Genomic DNA, 22294 nt, shown 5'->3' with positions numbered 1-22294 from the left:
GATTACTCGGAGCATAAATAAATCATTTCTGAATTACATTCGGCTCGATATTTTCGCAGCCACCTCCAGTGATTAATTTTTGGCGATTGCCCTAATGCCCTGCGATGTTTGTGCCTTGACTTTACTTGCAGAAGGGTCCCGAATTTGGACAGTTTCAAAACACCCAATGACCCCGTTGGATATTGTACTTCGGATTTCCTTCGATCCAAGGACACCGGATTGTGGATCATAGAGAGGAAGAATTATAAATTTTATTGGGCTTAGTGGTACATAAATTTCACCGATTTTTTTCTTTGTAACAAACTCTCTCCACGTATACGCACTTTCGTTTCCAGCCTTATCGAAGTGCTTGACTGTATATCGGTATCTCACACCCGGATTGAGATTGGAAAAATACTTTTCAAGTGTATTCGCGTCGGTTGTAACGACCCCCATATGCCGGTTCGGGAATCCTCCGGCCCATGCCGACCCGTCCCACTCGCCAAAAGTCAACTCCGTCCTTTCATACTCGGAGGACGGGAACGGGTCCGAGAATCGCAGCCAAGTGAATGTTACTGTAGTTTCTCCGTAGGTCACGGAACCATTCGGATCGTTGGGCCGCTGGCTATCTACGAGAAATTCTACCTTGTAGTAACCAGTATTCCCCGCCCTATCATGCAAACGAAATTCAGCTTTGTATCGATCATCCCCGACATATATCGGGACATCATAATAATAGTCGTTTCCGGATTGTCCGGCCGGAAAAGGCCCTCGAAAGGTCAATCCTGTTGCATAATATATGACTTCTACCGATGCAATGCCGCTGACCGCATCAGCAGCGCCATATATCCATACGCGCCGCGTTCCTCCGGTCTGGTTCGTGTAGCTGAGTCCTTGGACGCTGGCGACCGTTGGCGGCGTCCGGTCAACATACGTAACGATACGTACACTTGGGGCTTGGTTTCCAACGTTATCGTATGCGTAAACATCTGAAAAATAGGTGCCTTCCGCGTTAGCAAATTCCCCCATTTGAATGTCGCAGTACCAGTTGTTGCTTCCCCCATCTCTAACTCCGGGGTACCATTTCCAAACACTTGTATTAGACGTGTGACATGTTGGAAACGAGACCCTGTTCACCCCTGAACTATCCGTCACATTGTACGCCCAAACCCTAAAAGTCCCCCCAGCTTGGTTCGTATAGTGTGGCCCTGACACGCTTCCAACATTAGGTGGGGTACGGTCTATATAGGTATCTATGACTCTGATGTTCGCGCTATTTCCGGCAAAGTCCCAAGCGTAGACATGGCAGTTATATTTCCCCTCTGCATTGCCATGATTCGCTAACGGAACATCGTAATACCAAGTGCCGCCGCCCGCATTCACTCCATCGTACCACCGAATGTCGTCCTGACCACCTGCTTCCGTCCATGTCGCGAACTGCACTTTCTGAACGCCGGACCAGTTGTCCGAAACGCCTGTAACCTCTACCCGAAAGCTCCCGCCCGGATCAACTTTCAAATATCGCGGGCTCGGCGTTCCTCCGGTACATGTTGGCGGCTGATTTTCGATACCAAACCATGGCACCCACGACCAAGGACTTACGGCATCGTATCGGTCCCATGTACGAATGCGGTAAAAATATTGATTATCGCCAAAGTTATAGAACGTCCATTGGTTCGTGGCCGTCGTATTTTTTCCGGAATCCATATAAATGTTTGTGAACGCGCCGCCATCGCCAGCACTAACTTGTATCTGCCAAGCGGTCTGGTAATCACCTCCGTCCTGATCGGAAAACGTCCAATTGAAGACTGGGTTACGATTATTGGTAATACTTCCGTGCCCCGGAGTATTTAGACCGGGAGCGTTCGGCGCATGGTTCGGTTCATAATCGATTACCAACGTCGGAGGCATGTAACCGTATGCCGCGGCACCTTCTCGTGAACCAAATATCCTATTTCCATTCGGAGATGTCAGCGCAAACCCATAATTCGGCGATTGTCCAGAAATCCATTCACGAACCATTGCAGTTGCATCAAAACTTGCAATTTCAGGATCGGGTGGGTTGAAATTTGGCGAGAATATTGATCCATAAACCTCATTTGAGATACTGGGCTTATTATTATACGTGACTGCATATTCTTGCCAACCACTCGTCACCTTTCTCATATCTACAGTGATATTGAAGTATCCACCGCCCCTAAGTGCCAATTCAAAGGTAGCTGAATTTATCTTTGAGGCTGACGGTATAGACGAGAGGTCAAAAAGAACATACACCTCGGCATACTCACTTGACGTATTAAGCGCCGCAAGACCAGTATCGCCTCCGTAATTCATACCATCGCCCGTCCCGCGATACCTTTTCACATAAGTATCAGCTACGGTTGTTAACGAAACAACAGCCATATATACCTACCTCCTACAGATCGCTCCGCAGCCAAATACGTCCAATCTCCGGGTTAACCGGGTCAGACGTTCGGACCTCGATGATAAGTGGTTTTGTATGGTCTGCTCGGACTGCGGCCATATCTCCTTGAAGCCTCTCTATTTCTTTAGAAATTAAATCGCGAATGGCTTGCGTTTCAGACTTTTCAGCCGCATTTTTCTGTAGTTCCTCGGCTACTTTCGACAAGCGAGTGAATAGCCAGTTAAAAAAATCTGCTGGCGGCTTTTCACCCGGAATAAATCCGTTACTCTTTTTGGATGCAGGTGGTTCGGTTCCTGTAGCCTTCCAGCCGGGTAACTGCTCATTAAATGGCATGGTATTTCCTCCTATATTGGTAAGTCGTCGTCCTTATCTGGGCTATACGCGGCCCCCAAATACCCTCCGATTGTGCCTTCTATATTCCCAAAACCTGCGTTGTTATCCATCTCGCTTTGATCCGGAACAGACGAAAACGAAAATGTTCCAGATAATTCGATCACGCCCACCCGAACGCCAGCCGCAACGGTGCGTTGTACAATCCGCGCAAAAGTAAGGGGAGACATACCCGATTCATTTATGGCCTTTAACGGAAGCTTTATGACCGAAATTGCTGCAGGTTCAGGAGATATCGGATCACTGTATAACTCTCTGATTTCAATTTCACTTGGTTTCGTGTTCAACGCTGTCGACAGCACCCGAATTATCGTATTAATATCACCCGTTGAGAGATTCCGTGCTATCTTGGATTTGATCAGAATTCGATATACTTCATCCCTCGCAGCTCCACGAGGCTGTACCACATTTTGTCCGACATGATCGAGTGTTGTGCCTTCCGCTAGGTCGATATTTCGCCATTCTCGCGTTCTATTCTGAGATTCTTCAAGCGCACGGAACTGATCGGCCATAATCGAAATCAACTTACCTATGTTACTATTAGGATCTTTTGTGAATACGTCCGTCAGTCGCTTCAGAATGTCCGAACGAGTAATCATATTTTGCTCACGATGATGATTTTATGATTTGTTTGGGCCACCTCATTTGGCGCAATGGAAAGATTATCCTTGGCCCAGTTCGACCCATCTTTGCCGATTTCAACCGTCATATCTGTAATCCCCTCCACTCGATCCATAGCAGCCATTAGTTTTTGATGAATCACATCTGCCCCCATATTTAGTCCAACGTACAATGTACCGTCTTCATCCTCGCCGCCAATATACCGAATGGCTGCTGATTTCATTTGAGATATACCATCTCTGGGAAACCGATTATCGACCTTTACTTTAACCAATACATGTACCTTTACTTCAATTGCGTAGCTGAACTTCATCACATGTTCAAACCCTGCATCGTCTTTCACAATGACGCTTTGGGTGCCCCATGGTTCAATCCCTGCGGCCTTCGTATCAAGAATTGTTTGACCTATTGCTTCCGGCGTCCCGCCAAGCACATAGGCTTCGAATGATTTCGGATTCCGACCGGCGCGATCAGGGGTATTCATGAAATTTTCAACAACTGTTGCCGCCCTAACTCCCGGCGTTCTCAGGAGACCCGAGCGAATGGCTCGAATCGTTGCAGCTCCACGTCCTTCTGCCGAAAGGGAATATCGATCCCGAAATTCCTTGTCTGTTTCCTTGTCCCTGCCCCCAAAAGTCCCCTCTTGATTCGTCACGGCTTTAATATTTGCATCTGGATTTATGATGGTGGTTATTGTTCCGCCAGCAACGTTTCCGCTTCTGCCGGGAACGAGTGCGCGAATCCTCGCTTTAGCCGCACCTGTACTATCAAGGGTAACATCATTGGTTGTTTCAAAGACTGTTGATCCACTTGAAACGCGGAAACCGGATCTAACGAAATAATTTGGCCTTCCAGTAATCAGTATTTCCCCTATTGCCGCTTGGGCTTGGATGCGTTTAATCCCTCCATACGGGCCTAACCGGTCCAGATTAACGCCCTCTGCTGTGTTCACAAATCCGCTTTGGTACACGTCTTCCGAATTTTGCCACGCCCGCGCCAAAAACCATGCAAACAATCGCAAAATGATTCCAAGTGGGGACCGCTCCGATGTGTTTATCTGTTGCCCGAAAACTTCTTTTGCCTTAGTTTCTATTTCGGTAAATAAGTCATCAAAGCGCCTTCGTTTGAAGCCCTTGCTATCCAACACCAGGAATCACCCCCATGTTAATACGCTCCCCATCTGTGCTATAGGCAACAAACGAAACATCGCATGTCCGCCTTTTATCATCTGGCCGGACAATAATTTCATCAACAGAACTTATTCGCGACTCTTGTCGTAACCCTTCCCGGATTTGCTGCTTGGCGGCTTCTAAGCTGATATGTTTTCCAGTAACTTTTTTGAAGTCAATGCCCATCGATGGATTCAAAAACCATTCCCCGCGATTTGTGCCAAGAACGATCTCACAGCATTGTGCCAGCTCTTCGACTTCTTCGACCATGACAAGCTCGTAATTTTCGAATACCAAATCACCGTTTATGAGTTTGGGAGACTGCACGGAAACACCCCCACAATCACAGCGTCGTTTGCATCATGGACCCTTCGGCTGCTGCCCGCTTCGCCTGTTTCGCCCTTGATATGCCTATCTGAGCAAACGACATAAACAATATCGCCGGGACGAAGAGAAGGGAAAAAGGTTTGCTCTATGCCCTCGCTAGTTTTTAATCGCTGTCCGAGAACCGGAACATTTTGAACGGGGGCCGCTCTGCCTCCACCTTGTAAAGGCTGAACAACGGCCAAACCATTTCCGGAACTGAATGAAACCACACGGCACGGAAACGCGACGTTTGTTTCGGCCAGTCGCTTCTGTATAGCGGCATCAAGGAGCTTTGCCAGCTCTCCAGCCGGATCAACCTTACTCATGGTAAAATCGCCTCCACTTCCGTCATAAAATCCCCGGTAGCGCTGAATTTGTGACTGCCCTTGCGAACATGAACCCTACCGTTAAATCTTCTACAATTCAAGTCGATCACCGATGCCGTTGTGATACGATATTGAAGCTGTGACTTAAGGTTAAAGCCCTTAAAATCTTCGTCCTCGAATGGTTCTGGAGAACCGATTAAACCGGTGCCGGAAGAAAGCATGAATACATCATCAGCGCCATAACGAAGATTGCGAATATATAGCTTTCCTTTGTTCACATAGGCGCTCGTTCCACAATCTGCCGCTACGTCGCTAATGATCTTTGTCACCTCTCCGTTGGCTGTATAACCATCCTCATACTTGAAATCTTGATTTAATTCGAATTGCTCAACAGGCAATCCGAGCTGCGCGGCCATGTCCCGGAGAATATAGCTCGCAAGCGTTCCTTCGGCATACGCGATATCGGTCACTTTCCGTTTTGAAATGTCATCAGTGTCAAGCACATATACCGTCGTGATCTTGTCGGTCCCGTCCCATTTCGTCAATACCTTCGAGACGAACCCATGAAGAATTAATCCAACATCGCCGCGATATCCTGCATTAATGGCAACAATGCTGCCGCGTTTGATACGATCTATTGTTTCAGGCGAGAGATTCCAAATTTTGATTTCACTTTCGTTTGGTATTGGATCGTTATCGAACGGTATTGTGCCCTCAATGGCATACGTCCCCATTTTAAAGATCATGTCATCAATGGTTAGTTCAATGACACGGCCAAAGTTAGCCATCTTCTACACCCCCGATGAACAGAAAAACATTCTCACTCATTGAGTCCCATGTCACACGGTCGCTGTTTCCAGATTCGTCAAAGGGTATGATCATGACTTTCGGAAAACGTTCATCTGCGCTGTCCACAAAAAGCGGAACGCCGTAAATTAATTTCTCCCCCGTAACAAGAACCTCGCCATCACGTTCCAAGTCAACAGTGAAAAAATCGAACTCGCTATTATAGTGGACCTCAAACGTAAATACCGTACCGGAGAGCGAAATTTCGAACCGATACGGTATTAATTGCTTTTCAATATCGATATATTCCACATCGCACCTACTCCGCCCACGGGCTTCCGGCCTTAAATTTTACCTTCTGAACCTCTTCTTTTTCCTTCCCCTTCCCCTTTCCTTTCCCTTTTGTCTGTTTTCGCCCGGAGCTGATTACAGGGGCTACTTGCGCCTTAATCGGCAGGGGAAGCGTCTCGACATATGATGCTTCTGCAATGCTAATTTCTTTTAGCGTCATCGAAAACGAAAATCCATTAGCGACTCTGTGGTCATGCTTGGTTGAAATACTGGTGATTAGCCCAACGAACAGATTTCGGCCATCGTATTCAACAATGCTCCCAGCCTTCATTGCGTCGATTAAGTATTGTTTTATCTGGGCCGCATCATCACCGATGATATAGCCGCTAATGCTCATGGAACTTGCTTTGAGTTGAACATGATCCGTCAGATTAACATTGTCCTCGACAGGCTGCTCCGTCACATTAACTTCATGACTTGGATCTTCGACTTCAACCAAGATATAACGACCGTCAAGCGTTGCCATAGTTAACGCCTCCCGCAAGCCCCATGCGCCGCATCGCACTTTCAATTGCTTCTTGCATGATTCGTTTAAACTGCTCTTCCGATTCGTTTACAATAGGAGTTCCGTTTGTTGAACCATTCACATCTACGGTTAAATGGACATCGATCCGCATAGCCCCATCCGTTGCTCCACCGCCTACACTTGCCGGAGCTGCAGCCGGAGCTAAAGCATTGCCCGGATTAAGGTACGGCGATGTGATTTCTTGCGCCAGATTTGTAGATGTTTGGGAAACGCGCTGCTCGGTTCCCTCAAGCCCTTGGGCCAGTCCTTCACCGGCGAAATAACCGACCTCCATCATCACACGTGAGGGTGAATGAATTCCTAGAAAATCCTTGACTCCGTCAGTTATCCCGCTGGCAATGTCTTTTACTTTTTCAACAACGGCTTGGTGCATGTCCATAACGCCGTTGATCAACCCTTGAATGATGTCTTTCCCTGTGTCAAAGAGGTTGATTCCCTGAAAAAAGGTCATGATATTGTTCCAAATGTTTGTTATCTCTGTCCAGATGCCCGTTACAGAGCTAGTGACCCCCGTGACGATGCTGTTCCAAATGTTCGTGAAAAAGCTTGCGACCGCTGTAAAAACACTAATCGTAAATGTTTTTATTTCATCCCAATACGTAATGATAAGCATTACGGTAGGAGCTAAAGGGCCGGTCAACAAAGCCAATGCATAGGGCCAATATTCAGAAAAAAAGCTTCCTATTGCTTGAAAAATGTTTATTACCCATGCTTTAAACTGGTTCCATTTCTCGATTAACCAAGTGCTTATAGAACCCCAGTTTTTGAATATCAGAATAACCCCAGTAATGGCAGCTCCAATGCCCAGTACAATTGCGATAAATGGGAGAAGTGGTGCCGTTGCTGCCCAAGCTGCTGCAGCCATGTTCCATAACGAAAATGTCAAGACGCCGCCAATCACAACAGCTAACGAGGCAAGAATAGGACTAAGCACATCAAAATTTTTAATTGCCCAGTCAACAGCAGTAGATACTGAACCCATCAAAGGCAAGAGTTTCTGCCCGAAAGGTATCAGCAACCCTGTTTCGATTTGACGACCTATAGACTCAAGCGCTTGACCCATGTTCTCAAACTTCGTTTTATTCAACTCATCCATGGTATTTCTTGTCATATCAAATTGACTTGTTGCCGTCCCCATAGATGCAATTACCGTCGCTTCTAAGTCTTCGAACTGGGTCCCCATCAATCCGACACCAACCGTGTTCCGTTGTACCGGGTCTTCAATGTCCGCTATCATCTGCATAACTTGAGAAAATGCCTGTCTTGCCTTCGGCCCACCTGATGCAAAGGTCTTCATCATTTCTTCTACATCTAGCCCAAGCATTTGAAAGGCTTCTGTCGAAGACTTCGAACCATCTTTTGCCCGGATATTGAATTCTTTCAGCGCATCCCCGACTTTGTCGAGGTTGAACGCACCGGCTTCGAGTCCGGCGGAAAAAATATCAAACATCTCATTCGCCGTAAATCCTAGTGCTTTAAACTGTGGGGCATATTCGTTTGCGCTATCAAGAAGTTCACCTGACTTGTCTAACCCATTCTGTGTCCCTTGGGCCAGCAAATTAAATGCTTCTGTGCTGCTGATTCCAAAGTTCTTCATCATGGTATCAGCCGTTTTGATTGATTCAGTGATATCGAATTCGAATGTATCGCGCAGCAACAAAGCATTTTTGGTTGTTTTCTCTAATTCTGTCCCTTGCTGCTTGGTAATTTGCCTAGCGACAGATAATGACTTTGCAAGATCGCCCCAGTTTTCACCAAAATTTTGGTTGTATAGGCTCTGGGCAATCCCTTTTATTTCTTCCAACTGTGCCCCGGTTGCTCCCGTTGCGCCTTTGATTTTCGACGTGGCATTTTCGAAATCTTGTGCGGCGCTTATTGCACTATGCCCAAGCGCAGCAAATGACAACCCGCCTAAAGCTGCAGCTCCAGCAGTCGCCAACGTACCAAAGCCGGAACTTAGTTTACTGATAGATTTGTCAGCCCGGTAAGCGCCGCCCTTCAAGTTATCGAGACTTTTTTCGGCCTTCTTTACAGCACCGTCCGTTACCTTGAACCCAACGGCAAACATCAGGTTACCAATTACACCCATTCTTCACCGCCCCTCGAAAAGAGCAAAGCCCCCGGTGCGGGGGCTATTTCTTGTAGGTTTTATTCAAATTCTCTAAATGAATATCAAGAGCTGCATTTGCTTCCGCAATATCATCCTGATCCATCCGGTCCAAGTCGCCATAAGTGATATTCATATCGGAGAGCAAAAGCCTCCAGATCGGCCAGTTTTCTTCGGCTCTTCGCCTAGCTTCCTGCTTGCTGATCGTCATCTTCTTCGTCCTCTAGGCCATTCATAAACCGGATTGCCGCCCCGATTACCTCGTTAAATTCGTTGATATCATCCCCGAAGTCTTCCATCTTCATTTTTGGTTCAACAATGACATGTGCAAGAATTTCGTCGGCTGCTTTTTCGTCCTGAGCGATTCCGTACTTATTTTTCACCCGATCTTTGATTCTTGTTACAGCTCGGATGCCGGGGAATTGAAAAACGTATTTTTTACCGCTTTCGGAAGTGAATTCTTTTTGTTTGAACATTGTACATTACTCCTTTATGAATATTATTCCATTTTCAAATCAAGGCATTGAAATTCATATTCCCGATCTTCTGTTTCTTTGCTGTATTTTCTTCCTGCTGGCTTTGTTACGTATGCTTCGGTCGCGGAAGACGTTTCTTTCGGTGTGCCCGAGTAAATGACTGAAACAGGAACGAGCTTGCCGCTGTTTGCAAGGCGATCAAGATACGAAATCTGCGGACTGAGCTGCTGGAGGGTGACTTTGATAGTCCCAAGGTTGTTATGGACTTGTGCCCGCACCACATCTCCCTGCGCTCCTACTTTTGGCTCGAAATTCGATTCGCTCTTTTCGACCTCAACCATGGATTCACCAAAGCCGGTTAGGTATACCCCGTCTACGATAACGCTGACATCTTTCGCGCTATAGGTTTTTGCCAAGAGAATTCCTCCTCTACACTTTAATCAAACCGCGAATAGTGGTTTGATGAATCGCACCAGCAAGATCAAACCAAAATTCGCCTCCACTATATTTGCGTGCGGTTCTGTCAGCCGGGTCCACCTCGGCCCGGTTTTTGAATCGGGTTCCGTACATGCCAATACCGTCGGCATCACGTGCAATCATCCCTTGATTAAAGGCCCGCTGCAGCACGGTTTTAACTGCGGATTCGATTTGTGCAATGCCTGTATCGTCGTAGCTGATCTTTGGCGAGCTATTAAGTAGTTTTTGCACCGCATATTCAATTGAAAATTTGATATAATCCTTCGCGTGAACGATATCAATATATTCGCCGCTGACAACTTTTCCTTCGCTTGTTACATCGTCCCCGGCTTTTGTAACGTAGGTATTCGCTCCAAGCTCATGGACTTCGTTTAATTCGGTCGCTGTAATGTTCATTGCCTGAATACCTGTCAATGTCTTAAACTTCCATGTGACGCTACCGACTTCTGCCGACCCAGCCCTACCGATCCATGCCGCTTCTGGATAGCTTGAGGTATCAGCATGATAAACGGCGGTTGTCCGCGTGTATTTTTTGGCTTTGATTGCAGTTAAATCCGTTTTCTTTGAGGTCACAAAAAAGAACTGCCTCGAATTGTCCTGCTCTACTGCATCAGCAATGGCCGTAACATCGGCCAGCGTGTCGCTTGTGGTGACAAGAAAATACCAATCCTTGGTAAAAGCCTTTGCCAACACGTCAGTCAGCGTTTCCGGAGGGTCTGCGGTCTTTCGACACATAACCGCAACTTCACGCGGGGACTGGTCCCCCTGATTAAAGAGTGCGAAAGCGGCTTTGTACACCTCCGTATTCGTTGCAAAGTCAGCCTTCACCGCATCGATATCCAGATAGGTTTTATACTCATGCCCCGTCGTGCTAGAGCCTAGAATCAGAGGTTTCCCAAACCCGATTTTTGGCGTAGGTTTCTGAATATCAATAACCACGTTGACATCTTTCATGTATTCATCTCCTTAACAATGGCCGTTTCAATGAACTCGGCCGTATCGGTGCCTTTTGGCGTTTTGATGGTGTTTAGGGTTCGGAGTTCTACGTCAAAACCGTTTCTTCGCTCCCACTCTAAACCAACTTTGACATCGCGATTTTGAACCTCTCCAACCTCGATAATGGCAACGTTGACCGTATCCATTAAGAGGGTAACGCCGTCCGCTAGAAACCAATCTCGGGCCTTTAAAGCATTCTCGACACTTTCGAATTTGGAACTAGCATAAGACAAAAAAGAGACGGATATATTTACCGTCTCCATCGTTTTTTTCTTGTCGCCTTCAATGACCACCACGGGCAGTCCGCCCGATCCTCCGATGTCTGGGAATTCGTAGGTTATAAACGGATATTCGGGCATGTCACCCGCAACATTCATTTCGATGACCTTACAGCCTACAAACCCAGCCATACCGCGCACCAGCGCACTGCGAATTGCCTTAAACGGAATCATGCGTGCTCACCCGCTTCATCGTGTATTTCTGGGCGTCGCTGTACTCTCGCGGCTCCGCAGAATCGATCGTATAATAATGGCCGGCACACTCGATCCTATCGCCTTCCTGGTGCGTCGCGATCGTATACAGAATCCGGTCGTCCATCGTGTACCGACCGCCCTCCAGTTGCATCAGCTTGATCCCGATCGGCTGGATGACCCCGCGATACTGGACCCGCTCCGGCTGTGCCGGTTGATACACGCCATCCTCGTCCCATTTTCCTGAGCCGGTCCGCACCACCGCATAACCTGTTGCGTAACGGGCCAAGGTGGAGGCAAATCGGAATCGTGTCATCGGCTCGACCTCCTCGGGACGATGATGTAAGTGATTGAATCCCGCAACTGCTGCTCCTCAATCAGCAGCTTGTTGCTGCCCTTACGCCTCGCATAGATCGGGGACAAAGGCGGCGTCCGCAGTTTATCAAAGTTTTTCAGCACCCTTGCCTTCGCCAGCTCGCCGAGTTCCCCCAGCAGCTGCTCGGGCTGCTTGTTTCCTTCGACAACAGCCGTGAGTCCGGTCCGAGCAAGTTTGGATACCGCAGCAGCAGCCTTGTTTCGACCGGAACGGATGAAGCTCCGAGGCGGTATGCCGGCCTTTTGGGAGCCATATTCATGGATGCCAGCGATCATAGCGAGCTCTGCATTTCCCGACGCCCCGATGTGTGTCTCACTGGCCGTCAAGCGCTTGAGCTTCTTCAAGATATCCGGCAGGTAGGTCGTCTCGTCTATTTCGATGTTAGCCCGCCTTGTGCGAGTGCGTTTGGCCTTGCTCATAGCGGTCTCTCATAGGGTCGAATCAGGGCAAGCACCGCTGATGGGAACCCGCCGCCGTCGCCTGACTCGTATGTCACGGAGATGTCTCCCACCCGCTCCGCCGTTACCCCGGCCGTGCGCTGCAGATGAGGAGCAAGCAGGACACAAGCATGCTCCAGGGATGTCGGCAATGTGCTGGCCGGGGCTTGCGGGTCATCGTGTGGCAGCACGTATCCAGCGATGTAGGTCGCGCTGACAGCTCGCGGCCCGCATGGCCACCCAGCGGACCGGTACAACATGCCGCGTTGACTGTCGATTTGGTAGCCCTCTATTTCTTGCCCAGACGAGCTGACTGCATGGACGGCGTGGATCGGGTAGTTAGTGAGAGGCAGATACGACCCACTCGCACCGTCCACCACTTCCGTCCAGGTAGCCATGCCGAAACTCCGCCGGCATCGCGCCTCGATCGCGCTGGACGCTGCGGAGATCAACAGCTCCAGCATCGCATCCTGGCTAGTATCGTCTTCCGGTATGCCGGAAAATCGTTTATACCGCTGCAGGGTCGTCAGCATGACTACTCCTCGGCGTTCTTAGAAGCGGCAATTTCTTCCTCTGTCGCCTCTTTACCAATCACATCAGCAGCGCGCAGAGCCTGCTCCCGATCGGTGTCCGCTTCAAAGATCGAGCCCGTGATAATGGTATCTCCTGACTCGCGATCTACAAAATCATTGGTTACGTGATAATGCTTCTTAGACATGTTGATTCACCTTTTCCTTTCAGGGGGGCAAAATGCCCCGCTTTTTAAGTTGTTGGCAAGCCCAATTTGATGAATGGCGAAACGGTGTACCCGTTTTTCAGCGTAAATGGCGCCGTCACCCACGGTTTCCCGTCAACGTTCCAAAACGCCTTGATGATCGTTTTGTTTTGCTTGAACAGCGGGTGCTCGGAAGCCGAAATGAAGATACCCGCTCCATCCTTGATGATGTAATATTGCAAATCGACGAGAACGAGATCGCCAACAGCGCCGAGGATAGGGGCGTTCTCCTGAAAGCGAATCGGATATCCCAACAAGACACCAGTCATTTTGTCTGCGATGTTTGGCTGGAAGATAAGATGTCCAGCTTCGTCCTTCATCGTCAGAAGTTGCGGGAGGATGGATTGGGAAGCAGACCATACCAACGCGCCACCGAGTTTCGCTTTTGCGATCATATTGACGATATCCTGGTATTTGATTAAGTTGGCCGTCTGGCGTGGAACCGCGACGGCAGCAGCCGAGTTAATCGCTCCGAATGGTTTGGCCGTGCCATTGCCATACAGGAAAGCGTCGTCTTCTGCCGCTGCAATCGCACCGCGAAACAGTCGATTCACGATAGTATTGATTGCCGGAGCATTCCGGATCAACTTGTCCGTGACAACGATATGACCTGCAACCTCAAAGGGCGTGAGCGATAAGTCCTTGAACTTCGCGTTCGTTTCGGGCTTCTCATCCCCCTCTCCGATCCAGTTGACCTCAACGCCACCGTACATGTTACTGCCCGCTCCTTGATCCAGCGCCGGAAATGTCATGCTGGCATCTGGCGATGCTTCATCCACAGGCACGACAATAGCACGAGGGCGAACCAATGCATCCTGCGGGGTAATTTCAAATAACTTGGACGAGAACTGCGGGGGCACAAACACGCCGCCTGATGTCTTCGTTCCCATCGCCATTTCCCGATATTCAGAAAGACGAGCATCATATGGATTGAAGCGAACCGTGTTTACGAAATCCCCCAGGTTGCGAAACTCTGTTTCATGCTGAGGATCTTCCGGTGTACGCTTCGTACCAGCACCTGACATGGCAAGCTGCTCTGCCCGCTCCTCGACTTTAATTTGTCCAGCCAGCGCCTCCGCCTGTCCTTCCAGCTCCGTGAATTTCGTATCCTCATCCGCGGTCATGCCGCGCTTCTCCCCTTGGGCCAGTTCGACCAAGGTGCGCATTTGGTCTTTCAGTTGTGCAAGCTTCTTTCTCAATTCTACGAGGTTCATAGGAACGGTCTCCTTTTACATGGTTCGGATTTTTTTAAGCTTCAAATCAAGATCCCGCAGGTTGCGGGCTTCTTCTGCGACTCTCTCCGCCTCAGCTGCTTGCATGGACTGTGGTCTTCCTTGGAAAGTTTCCTGAGCGGACCGAACTCCTACACTGGATTGTGGATAGGCTGGTGTGGTCACTGGACTGACTTCGAACAGGTCTGCTTCTTTCACGCTGCGGATCGGCATTTCTGGGTCCGACTCGTCCCACTCCTCCACGACTGCGCGGAAAATAAAAGACGATCCCCGCACGTCGCCGCGATCGATCGTCTCCACATGTTTAGCTGCCCAGTTTGGCGGCGTGATCTCGTACCGCAATCCGACTTCATCCTCAAACAGCTGGAGTGTGTTCGGGGTTCTCCCAAGAATTTCACTGCTATCATGCTGCCAAGAAGCGTAAACATCTGGATTTTGCAGCGTCTTGGTGAATGCTCCCCGAGCAAATTTTTCCTGAAACATGCCCCAAATCGGACGTGATAACTGATCCCACCGGACGGCGTAGCCGATAATCTTAGCTGGTTCCCCCTCCGCTTTCCGGATCTCCAACTTGCTCTCCGGCAACAGGATCTCCCGTTGCTCCTTGTTCTCCGTTTTCATTGTGGTTATCACCTCCCTTCGGATTCAATTTTCCTTCGTAATACTGGTCCAGCATATCAACCGGGATCATGTTCAGCGGTACGTAGTAACGGTCACCGCCCGGTATAGGGTTGTCGTTCTCCTTTTCGCGAATGTCATTCTGGGAGTACACCCCGATATTGAACATCTCTTTGTAGAAGGCGGATCTCGCTTGGGAGTCCCCTCGCAGCAAGCCCTCCATCAGGTGCTCCACGAATAGCCTTTTCTGCTCGTTCGAATCGAAGAGGCGAATATTGATTGCCTGCTCAATACGAATAGCCCATGGCCGAAGCGTATGGGTGACAAAGTCGATGCCCTGCTGCTCGATGTTACTGAACGTGGCCCGCTCCAAATCGGCCAGCATGTGAGGCGGCACCCGGAAGATGCGCGCGATCTCGCTGACCTGGAATTTACGGGTCTCCAGGAATTGCGCGTCGTTCGGTGGTATGGTGTTCTTGGTAAACGTCATCCCCTCTTCCAGAAGCATGAGCCGATGAGATTTTCCTAACCCCTCATATTTTTCTCTCAGCGAGTTTTGCAGCCGTTTGAACGCTTCCTCACTCAACGATGCAGGATGTGTGGCCACAGCTCCCACATTGGTCCCATTGGCGAAAAACTCCGCTCCGAACTGCTCGGTAGCTTGGGCAAGCTCGATAGCCTGGCGTGCCCAAGCTATGACGGATATGCCCTTGCGTCCATCAAAGCTCAGACCAGGTATGTGCAGCATGGCATAGAAGGGTACATTGTGTTGTTGTCCATCCTTGGTGCTCACTCGGTAAAATGGATCTCCTTTTGCCGTTTCCATATGCTCGACACGGTACGGGGGTATCGGCCAGAGGGCTACGATGTCGCCCCGTTCGTTGTGTTCGATCTCCGCATAGGCGTTCCCCCACAGCAAAATATGAGCCATCAGCGTTTCCCTGAATGTGAACGCCGTCATGCGTGGGTTGGGCTGGAGCTGCAGCAACGGCCCAACCGGGTGGTTGGTACGTTCTTTCCCCCTCGGCTTGAGACGGCGATAAACCGGCAGCGGAAGAGAGGCGATACTTTCCGCCAAGATGCGGACGCATCCCAAGACGGCCGTAGACCTCATCGCCGTTCCCGGCGTCACGACGATGCCGCGCCCGAAGGGAACGCCAAATGCTTCATACACGCCGCGAGAAGGATTATCCAGCGTGCTCGACTCGCTTACTGCCGATCGTTTATCCAGCCACTTGCTCAATAATGGTATCCTCAGTTTAGTCACCCCCTAAATCGCTCTGACATCCTCGGTTTCATACCTGGACTTTTTCGGTCCGGTATCAAGCATGGCCCGGGCCAACGCGTTTATGATCGCTGCAATCAAATCAATACGCTGACTGTCATCCTTATGTTTCTTGCTGAGTTTGATATTGCCGTTGTTATCGATGAGCTCAACAGCATTGGATAAGCACCAGGTCAGCAAAGGACTACCGTCATGGACGATATTCCCTGTCAAAACCAGTTCACGGAAGAATTTCGTTGGCTCCGAGAGCGTCTGTACCCCTTGCCTGATCTCGACCAGCTGATAACCCTCGGCCTCCAGTTCTTGCGCAAAGTGAGTAGCGTTATAAGGATCATAGTCGATCTCGACAATCTTCCATTTCTCGGAAATCTCTTGATCGTGAATGTGAGTCTTGATGAATCGGTAGTCCGTGACGGCACCCTCCGTGAGCGTACACCAGCCATCTGCTGCCCAGGATCGGTAAGGTACGCGGTCGGTATGTTCATGCTTCTTGGCCGTTTCCTCCGGCATGAAACCGTGAGCGGTTACGGCATATCTGCCGTCTGGAAGCTTGAAAACAAATCCGTCTCCCGTAAGGTCAATCCGTTTGGACAAGTCAAGACCACACCAAACATCAAGACCACGCACAAGCGCTAAAAAAGCCTCCCGCGAAACCGCAAGGGCTTTCCATTTGTCCATGATGCCTGCCATGAATTTATTCTCGCTGTCAGCCTGCCAGCGGTTGACTCGCTTGATCAACCATTCCCGAATCTTATCCGGGTCGCCGCTGCTATAGGCCTCGTCATGTTCCGTTCGAATCTGCTTTCGCAGCTCCTCCGAATACGCATTGTCCTCCTGCAGAACGGGATTGGGCTTCGGCCACAGCGACTCGTCATGAGGATCGTCACCATCATCAAGCTCGCGTATCATGACAAAATACGTGTCCTGCATCGGCGTTTCGCCGCGCATCATCTTGCGAAGGATATCATATTCCTTCTTGCACGGGCTATTCTCGGCATCTTTGCCGGCCGTGCTGATGATCTGCATGAGGGATTGGAGTCGTTTCCCGAAACCCGAATAAGATACGTCCAAGATCTCCGAAGTCGGATGTGCGTGGTACTCGTCGATGACGACCAGACACGGCGCGCCAGAGTCCTTGTTTTTTGTGTCCTTGGACAAAGGCTTGAGGAGTCCGCCGCGCGTCTCGTGCTCGATGTACCCTCTCTTGATCCGCAGACGCTTGGATATTTCCGGGCTTTTCAACCCCATTTCCCGCGCGTCACCCCACACCCGTTTAGCCTGACCTTTGTCAACCGCTGCGCAATCCACCTCGGGGCTGTGTTCGAATTGACGCTTGCTCGGGTCGCCAGGCGGATAGATCGCATCCGCACACATACCATAAAGCGCAAGCCCGGACATCTCTGTCGACTTAACGTTCCCGCGCGCTCGCAGATGGAACGCTTTTCTGAAGCGGCGCTGTCCCGTCTCCATGTGGACCCAGCCATACACGCAGCCCAAGTCAAATTTTTGCCAGGGCAGCAACTCTATGAGCTGGCCGCTGAATACTCCCCGCACATGCCGGCAGCACTTTTCGAACCAGTCGAAAACCCGATCAGCCCGCGACTCATCGAAAACATAGGGGAAGTCCTCCGTCGCTTGCCGCTTGAGGTCGTCCAGATGGCGTTTGCATGCCCGGATCTCCATTTCGCAGCACTCTCGCATGCCAGTCGCGACCTCGGCGGCATATCGGTGTGTTGGATGAACGTCCCCCCAATCAGTCAAAGAGGTCGTCATTCGAATCACCTTGATCGTTATCGGCTATCTTCTTCGCCAGACGTGCCCGAGAGTCAGCGTTAAGACCGAGCTTATTGGAATAGGCAAGGATCATCCGACTATAACTCTGAGCCAGTTTGACATGAGCGCTTACGACCTTGTTACCCTGAGCATTGACCTCCGTATACCCATGCTCATCAATGAGGTCATTGGCATGCTGATACTTGGCAACAGCATCGCAGTATGCACCAAGCACATCCTCGTCCACTTTATCCAGGACATCGAACTCTTCCATGTCTCTGATCGTCTTTCGCCAGACTTTTCGAGCATCATCAGACAACCATTCCGGAATTTTTAATTTTTTCTTCTTTTTTCGATCGAATTTCTTAGCAGCTGCTTCCCGGCTTTCAACTTCTTTTTGAGTCCAATGCTTACCGCCGCCTTTTTTTCCAACCCGCATATGGTCAAACTGAATGACCTCGTTCACTGTTTTCATCCTCCTTCCCTCTAAAACCTTCCTCGGGGACTTTTTTTCACGTTAGAGGGGCACGCGGTCTATTGGGCAAAGGTCCGCAGAGATTTTGCCCCCTACCCCCTGTACCAAGGCGGTCGAGTACGACTGTTCTCTTGACGGGCAATGACCGTCTTGTACTCCAAACAGTATCGACAAAAGAATGTGTCGCGCTGCTCGTAGCTGTCGTTATACGTCCCTGCTTCTCTGCTGAAGTCAGAATAAAGGAATACAAAGTCATGGTTACATTTCTTTGCTTCTGGTTTCCAGTCCTTAGGTGGAGCTGGTATCGCTGGTCTATCCATCACCAAAATCTCCTCTGCATGGAAAATCCCAAACGCTTGTGATTATTCGATCATCTACCGAAGCCGCCGTCTTCCCTTACAGTCTTAACATCATGATGATGTTTGCAGAGCGGCTGCCAATTACCGCGGTCCCAGAACAGCGCCTTATCTCCCTTGTGCGGCTTGATATGGTCAACAACCATGGCCGCTTTGATAACACCCACTCGCTGACACTCTACGCATAGAGGATGCTTAGCCAGATAGCCAGCTCGCGCCGTTCTCCATTTGCTATCATATCCTCGCTGCGCTGCCGTGCCTCGTTCCCGGTCCTTCTGCTGTGTCAGCTGTGCATGATCGGGGCAGTATCGCTCTCTTGTCAGGTTGCTACAACCAGGTCTACTACATGGTTTCTTGGCAACCGATGGCATGATTCACCCCTCCAAATATAGCCTTTTTAACTCATCTCCAAAGCCCTCCAGACAGCCCCTGAGTTACCTTTATGTATAGGGGAATGTAACTCAAGGAAAGCGTGGAAAAGCGCGTCATACAGGCATTCCGGGTCCCTGGTATCAAACCAATTCCCGGTATGCTCAATATAATGAATTGATCACACTTTGAATCGTTTTAGGTGAACGTCCATCGTGTCTTGTTCGACCCCGATATAACGCAAAGTCACCTTCTCTGACGAATGGTTGAACAGCCTCATTAACAACGCGATGTCGTTATACTGTTTGTAGAAGAAGTAGCCAAACGTTTTCCTGAGGCTGTGGCAACCAATTTCTTTTAAAGCAAACTCTTCAGCAATAGAACGCATAATCTTGTAAGCCATGCTTGGAGTAATTGCTCGGTTATGCCCTTCCCTGCTTTTGATGAGAAATTCAATACCTGGTTTGTCACGAATATGCTCCTGAAGTTCACGTTTGAGGTCACCAGTTATTAAAATGCGCTTTGTCTTCCCGGTTTTGAGTTCCTTAATTACAATATGGGTTCCAACGACATCCCTGACTCGGAGCTTCAATATATCTGATATTCTCAGGCCGGTGTTTATGCCAATCATGACCATGATGTAATTGCGATAATTCGTATCTTTCAAATGATACTTGATATCCGCCAGAATCTCAGGATCACGAATCGGCTGAACGAATTGCATGGCGTCACCATCCCATCAATCGCTGCAGCAAACCAATACCAGCGATCCATAAGACCAAACTGAGTGCTCCGCCGATCAGGGCACCCGCAAATAAATTATTGCTCATCTCGACGCTCCTTCCGGCAGTGAGGCAGGCTGCAAAATTGCTTGGTATCTGCCCAGCGTCCCCAAATGCAACCTCTGCATTTCTGGGGTTGTACCACGATGGGTGGCCCCTTTGTCCTCTTTTTCTTCACGCATTGCCCTCCCCTGGCGTGTTTTTCCCTGCGCAAAAAGAGCCGCCGAAGGCGACTCTCTACACGTTGCCATCTTCATTCTTTCCGAGCTGGCCGACACCTGGCCGGACAGCTGTGCAAAGAACGAAAATTTAGGGGCATCTAACCCCGCCTCTCACCACACCCTTGACGACTAGCGTCTAAGGTGACTACACCCACAGCATGGCCGAGTGCCTACAGTGATAAAGGTACAGTAGACATTACCCGGAGCCTCTTCTGCTTGGCTCTCTGGTTCTACTGTACCCCGTATCCTTGGACACTTTGTGGACAGGCTTTAGACATGAAATGGACATTTTTTTACTCCAAATAAAGTAATGTATTTGCGACGGACGTAATCCCTTCCGTTATTTTACGGTCAATGGTTTTATCGCAATAATCCCATCCGCTAAATTTAATTATAGTCGCCGCTCGGGAATTACCCTTGATAAAGCGATATTCAATAACTGCTTTAACATCACTTTGAAGGATCTCGCCAACTGCCCTTTCAACAAGACTTGTAAACTTAATCAATACCGCTTGACGGCTCTTTTGTTTATCTGTCTCCGGCGGATTTCTTTCAAAGAAGGCAACCTTCTGTTTCTTCTCCTTGTATTGCTCCAGATACGCTTTAGTACGCTTTATTTCTACTGGCGACGCCTCAGGAAATAATTCTTCCATGCACAAAACAGACATTCTCCTCACCCGTCCTTTATGTTATAATGTGGGTGAGAGAACATACATTCCCCAGCGCCTCCGACCAAAGATGCCGCTGGGGAATTTCTATTTTATTTTAATCGCCGATGACCCTGAATCTGGTATCATTCGTAATTTCCTCGTCAACTGGATCGACGTAATCTTCCGGAGTCTGCTCCGACATCCCGACGATAACCCCGTTGGCATCACGTTTGATAAAGATAAGTTCCTGCTTCCATTTACCGACTGTTTTTTTCTCCAAAGTAAACACCGCCCTATTCGTTTGAATGTAATTGAAAACCTTCTCGTCCGAGTATTTCCCAAATTTCGTCTACTGTCATAGAAGAGTAATCTAGTTCGTAACCTTCATTCAAAGCACGCTCCAGATCTTCATAAGGTAGGCCGTTCAGTGCCGAAAGTGAAGGACCCCACGGGTCAAGGAGCGTCGAAGCGTGTTGGGCTAAGAATTTTTCTTTGTCCCCTCGAAAGTAAGCGTGACCCAAAGCTTTTTCGATGGCATCAGCAACCGGCTTGCTTATGGTTATTTTCATACAGTGCTTCCTCCCTTCATGTTCTTCAATATTCAGACCTTCGGAAAATAAAAATGCCGCAGGCTGTCTATTGAACAGTGCGGCATTTTGTTTCCTATTTGAATTCTACTGTCAGATGAGACAAGTTCATTTCGTCGATTTGGTTCAGTAAATCATCCCTGCCTTTTTCGGTTCTAACTAACTCACGTTCGTTTCCGTTATCCTCTACAAGTACAGCTATAAGTTTGCTTTTGCTACCATTTTCATAGACATCAATTTTCATTTTTTCACACGCTCCCTATTCATTAATTATGAAAATCGTACAATAAAATGCCACACTATTCAATTTTCAAAGATCATGTATTTCCGCATTTAGACCTGTCCGTCAGCAGCTCTTGAGACAATGGACTTTATCATGTGCCCGTTGCCTTTCTGAACTTGTCCGTCAGAAATCCGCTTTACTGTATAGCGATAACTCGATGCTATGATCTCTTTCTTTGTAATGACAGCCTCTACTAATTTGTGACCGTCGCGGATATATCCACCAAGAAGAGGATTATCCTTGTATTTAGGGACGCGGACGACATCCCCCACATCTGCCGATTCACGAACATAAAGAATTTCTTTTACTTTTTCCTGCACTTCTTTTTTTAGCTTGGATTTTTGCTTAACTGGCATCTTGGACGCATAATAAGCAAATTGGGAGATCCTAATCGAATTGAATACAGTTTCAAACTTTCTACCGCTATCAGCACATTCTTGAGCTAATACATCAACTAAGCCAATGCGGTCCTTCCATTTGAATTTTTTTGCTGTAGGCAACTCCTCTTGTTCTTCCATCGCCTCTACAAATATTTCTTTTGAATCTTCCGTTACAGCTGCTTGCATAGAATTCGCCTCACCCTTCCGTATTTCTATTCAGAATTCCCGGA

Annotated in this window: 31 protein-coding genes and 1 pseudogene; all 32 read right to left on the bottom strand. The window is 48.9% G+C overall.

Annotated features, from left to right (window positions below; all coding sequences use genetic code 11):
- Nucleotides 1-72: 72 nt before the first annotated feature.
- Nucleotides 73-2382: a GBS Bsp-like repeat-containing protein gene (locus ET33_RS28905; protein ID WP_036690239.1), complete on the bottom strand. Its 2310-nt coding sequence runs from the start codon at nucleotides 2380-2382 to the stop codon at nucleotides 73-75.
- Between the two features lie 13 nt (nucleotides 2383-2395).
- Nucleotides 2396-2737, bottom strand: a complete 342-nt coding sequence (locus ET33_RS28900) for a hypothetical protein (protein ID WP_036690237.1) — start codon at nucleotides 2735-2737, stop codon at nucleotides 2396-2398.
- An 11-nt stretch (nucleotides 2738-2748) separates the two neighbouring features.
- Nucleotides 2749-3393, bottom strand: a complete 645-nt coding sequence (locus ET33_RS28895) for a hypothetical protein (protein ID WP_036690235.1) — start codon at nucleotides 3391-3393, stop codon at nucleotides 2749-2751.
- On the bottom strand, nucleotides 3390-4562 hold the full coding sequence (locus tag ET33_RS28890; protein ID WP_036690231.1) for a baseplate J/gp47 family protein: 1173 nt from the start codon (nucleotides 4560-4562) through the stop codon (nucleotides 3390-3392). Before ET33_RS28890 ends, ET33_RS28895 begins: the two co-directional genes overlap by 4 nt.
- Nucleotides 4552-4911, bottom strand: coding sequence for a contractile injection system sheath initiator (locus ET33_RS28885; protein ID WP_036690229.1), 360 nt, complete (start codon nucleotides 4909-4911; stop codon nucleotides 4552-4554). Before ET33_RS28885 ends, ET33_RS28890 begins: the two co-directional genes overlap by 11 nt.
- Nucleotides 4890-5276 carry a hypothetical protein gene (locus ET33_RS28880; protein ID WP_036690227.1) on the bottom strand — a complete coding sequence of 129 codons (387 nt, stop codon included), beginning with the start codon at nucleotides 5274-5276 and terminating at the stop codon, nucleotides 4890-4892. Before ET33_RS28880 ends, ET33_RS28885 begins: the two co-directional genes overlap by 22 nt.
- On the bottom strand, nucleotides 5273-6064 hold the full coding sequence (locus ET33_RS28875) for a phage protein (RefSeq protein ID WP_036690224.1): 792 nt from the start codon (nucleotides 6062-6064) through the stop codon (nucleotides 5273-5275). The genes ET33_RS28880 and ET33_RS28875 overlap by 4 nt, the downstream gene beginning before the upstream one ends.
- Entirely contained in the window at nucleotides 6057-6374 is a 318-nt protein-coding gene (locus tag ET33_RS28870; RefSeq protein WP_036690221.1) for a phage baseplate plug family protein, read from the bottom strand. The genes ET33_RS28875 and ET33_RS28870 overlap by 8 nt, the downstream gene beginning before the upstream one ends.
- A gap of 7 nt (nucleotides 6375-6381) precedes the next feature.
- Nucleotides 6382-6879, bottom strand: coding sequence for a phage baseplate protein (locus tag ET33_RS28865; RefSeq protein ID WP_036690218.1), 498 nt, complete (start codon nucleotides 6877-6879; stop codon nucleotides 6382-6384).
- A complete protein-coding gene (locus tag ET33_RS36750; RefSeq protein ID WP_051775769.1) occupies nucleotides 6866-9028 on the bottom strand; it encodes a phage tail tape measure protein in 2163 nt (720 codons plus the stop codon). The genes ET33_RS28865 and ET33_RS36750 overlap by 14 nt, the downstream gene beginning before the upstream one ends.
- Nucleotides 9029-9071: 43 nt before the next feature.
- Entirely contained in the window at nucleotides 9072-9257 is a 186-nt protein-coding gene (locus ET33_RS39380) for a hypothetical protein (RefSeq protein WP_036690216.1), read from the bottom strand.
- Nucleotides 9232-9522, bottom strand: a complete 291-nt coding sequence (locus tag ET33_RS28850) for a hypothetical protein (RefSeq protein ID WP_036690214.1) — start codon at nucleotides 9520-9522, stop codon at nucleotides 9232-9234. The genes ET33_RS39380 and ET33_RS28850 overlap by 26 nt, the downstream gene beginning before the upstream one ends.
- A 23-nt stretch (nucleotides 9523-9545) precedes the next feature.
- A complete protein-coding gene (locus tag ET33_RS28845) occupies nucleotides 9546-9938 on the bottom strand; it encodes a phage structural protein (RefSeq protein WP_051775767.1) in 393 nt (130 codons plus the stop codon).
- 13 nt (nucleotides 9939-9951) lie between these two features.
- On the bottom strand, nucleotides 9952-10953 hold the full coding sequence (locus ET33_RS28840; RefSeq protein WP_036690210.1) for a DUF3383 family protein: 1002 nt from the start codon (nucleotides 10951-10953) through the stop codon (nucleotides 9952-9954).
- Nucleotides 10950-11447 (bottom strand): phage neck terminator protein, encoded by a 498-nt coding sequence (locus ET33_RS28835; protein WP_036690208.1) that lies wholly within the window; start codon nucleotides 11445-11447, stop codon nucleotides 10950-10952. Before ET33_RS28835 ends, ET33_RS28840 begins: the two co-directional genes overlap by 4 nt.
- Nucleotides 11434-11781, bottom strand: a complete 348-nt coding sequence (locus tag ET33_RS28830; RefSeq protein ID WP_036690205.1) for a hypothetical protein — start codon at nucleotides 11779-11781, stop codon at nucleotides 11434-11436. Before ET33_RS28830 ends, ET33_RS28835 begins: the two co-directional genes overlap by 14 nt.
- Nucleotides 11778-12260 (bottom strand): phage virion morphogenesis protein, encoded by a 483-nt coding sequence (locus ET33_RS28825; RefSeq protein WP_036690201.1) that lies wholly within the window; start codon nucleotides 12258-12260, stop codon nucleotides 11778-11780. The genes ET33_RS28830 and ET33_RS28825 overlap by 4 nt, the downstream gene beginning before the upstream one ends.
- Nucleotides 12257-12469 carry a head-tail connector protein gene (locus tag ET33_RS39985; RefSeq protein ID WP_235206850.1) on the bottom strand — a complete coding sequence of 71 codons (213 nt, stop codon included), beginning with the start codon at nucleotides 12467-12469 and terminating at the stop codon, nucleotides 12257-12259. Before ET33_RS39985 ends, ET33_RS28825 begins: the two co-directional genes overlap by 4 nt.
- Before the next feature lie 69 nt (nucleotides 12470-12538).
- Nucleotides 12539-12811, bottom strand: a pseudogene (locus ET33_RS40325) (phage head-tail connector protein); the annotation flags it as partial.
- A 2-nt stretch (nucleotides 12812-12813) separates the two neighbouring features.
- Nucleotides 12814-12996, bottom strand: a complete 183-nt coding sequence (locus ET33_RS28815; RefSeq protein ID WP_036690195.1) for a hypothetical protein — start codon at nucleotides 12994-12996, stop codon at nucleotides 12814-12816.
- Nucleotides 12997-13040: 44 nt separating this feature from the next.
- Nucleotides 13041-14267, bottom strand: coding sequence for a phage major capsid protein (locus tag ET33_RS28810; RefSeq protein ID WP_036690193.1), 1227 nt, complete (start codon nucleotides 14265-14267; stop codon nucleotides 13041-13043).
- Between the two features lie 15 nt (nucleotides 14268-14282).
- Nucleotides 14283-14906 (bottom strand): HK97 family phage prohead protease, encoded by a 624-nt coding sequence (locus ET33_RS28805; protein ID WP_051775765.1) that lies wholly within the window; start codon nucleotides 14904-14906, stop codon nucleotides 14283-14285.
- On the bottom strand, nucleotides 14821-16146 hold the full coding sequence (locus ET33_RS28800) for a phage portal protein (protein ID WP_051775764.1): 1326 nt from the start codon (nucleotides 16144-16146) through the stop codon (nucleotides 14821-14823). Before ET33_RS28800 ends, ET33_RS28805 begins: the two co-directional genes overlap by 86 nt.
- A 27-nt stretch (nucleotides 16147-16173) precedes the next feature.
- Nucleotides 16174-17871 carry a terminase large subunit gene (locus ET33_RS28795; protein ID WP_235206843.1) on the bottom strand — a complete coding sequence of 566 codons (1698 nt, stop codon included), beginning with the start codon at nucleotides 17869-17871 and terminating at the stop codon, nucleotides 16174-16176.
- Between the two features lie 70 nt (nucleotides 17872-17941).
- Complete coding sequence (locus ET33_RS28790) at nucleotides 17942-18436, bottom strand: phage terminase small subunit P27 family (RefSeq protein WP_036690189.1); 495 nt, start codon at nucleotides 18434-18436, stop codon at nucleotides 17942-17944.
- 370 nt (nucleotides 18437-18806) lie between these two features.
- The gene (locus tag ET33_RS28780; protein WP_036690183.1) at nucleotides 18807-19163 is read right to left on the bottom strand and encodes an HNH endonuclease; all 357 of its coding nucleotides are present in this window, start codon (nucleotides 19161-19163) and stop codon (nucleotides 18807-18809) included.
- Nucleotides 19164-19342: 179 nt separating this feature from the next.
- Complete coding sequence (locus ET33_RS28775; RefSeq protein ID WP_036690180.1) at nucleotides 19343-19885, bottom strand: site-specific integrase; 543 nt, start codon at nucleotides 19883-19885, stop codon at nucleotides 19343-19345.
- A gap of 572 nt (nucleotides 19886-20457) precedes the next feature.
- Entirely contained in the window at nucleotides 20458-20817 is a 360-nt protein-coding gene (locus ET33_RS28770) for a hypothetical protein (protein WP_235206847.1), read from the bottom strand.
- Nucleotides 20818-20929: 112 nt separating this feature from the next.
- A complete protein-coding gene (locus ET33_RS39050) occupies nucleotides 20930-21094 on the bottom strand; it encodes a hypothetical protein (RefSeq protein ID WP_161783575.1) in 165 nt (54 codons plus the stop codon).
- A 13-nt stretch (nucleotides 21095-21107) separates the two neighbouring features.
- Nucleotides 21108-21383, bottom strand: a complete 276-nt coding sequence (locus tag ET33_RS28765) for a hypothetical protein (RefSeq protein ID WP_036690175.1) — start codon at nucleotides 21381-21383, stop codon at nucleotides 21108-21110.
- Nucleotides 21384-21477: 94 nt separating this feature from the next.
- Nucleotides 21478-21645 (bottom strand): hypothetical protein, encoded by a 168-nt coding sequence (locus ET33_RS39045; RefSeq protein ID WP_161783574.1) that lies wholly within the window; start codon nucleotides 21643-21645, stop codon nucleotides 21478-21480.
- An 89-nt stretch (nucleotides 21646-21734) separates the two neighbouring features.
- On the bottom strand, nucleotides 21735-22250 hold the full coding sequence (locus ET33_RS28760; protein WP_036690173.1) for a hypothetical protein: 516 nt from the start codon (nucleotides 22248-22250) through the stop codon (nucleotides 21735-21737).
- Nucleotides 22251-22294 lie beyond the last annotated feature (44 nt).

The organism is Paenibacillus tyrphae, from assembly GCF_000722545.1.
GTDB classification, from domain to species: Bacteria; Bacillota; Bacilli; order Paenibacillales; family NBRC-103111; genus Paenibacillus_G; species Paenibacillus_G tyrfis.
The sequence above is the reverse complement of the archived record's forward strand: the minus strand, read 5'-3'. Positions and strand labels throughout refer to the sequence as shown.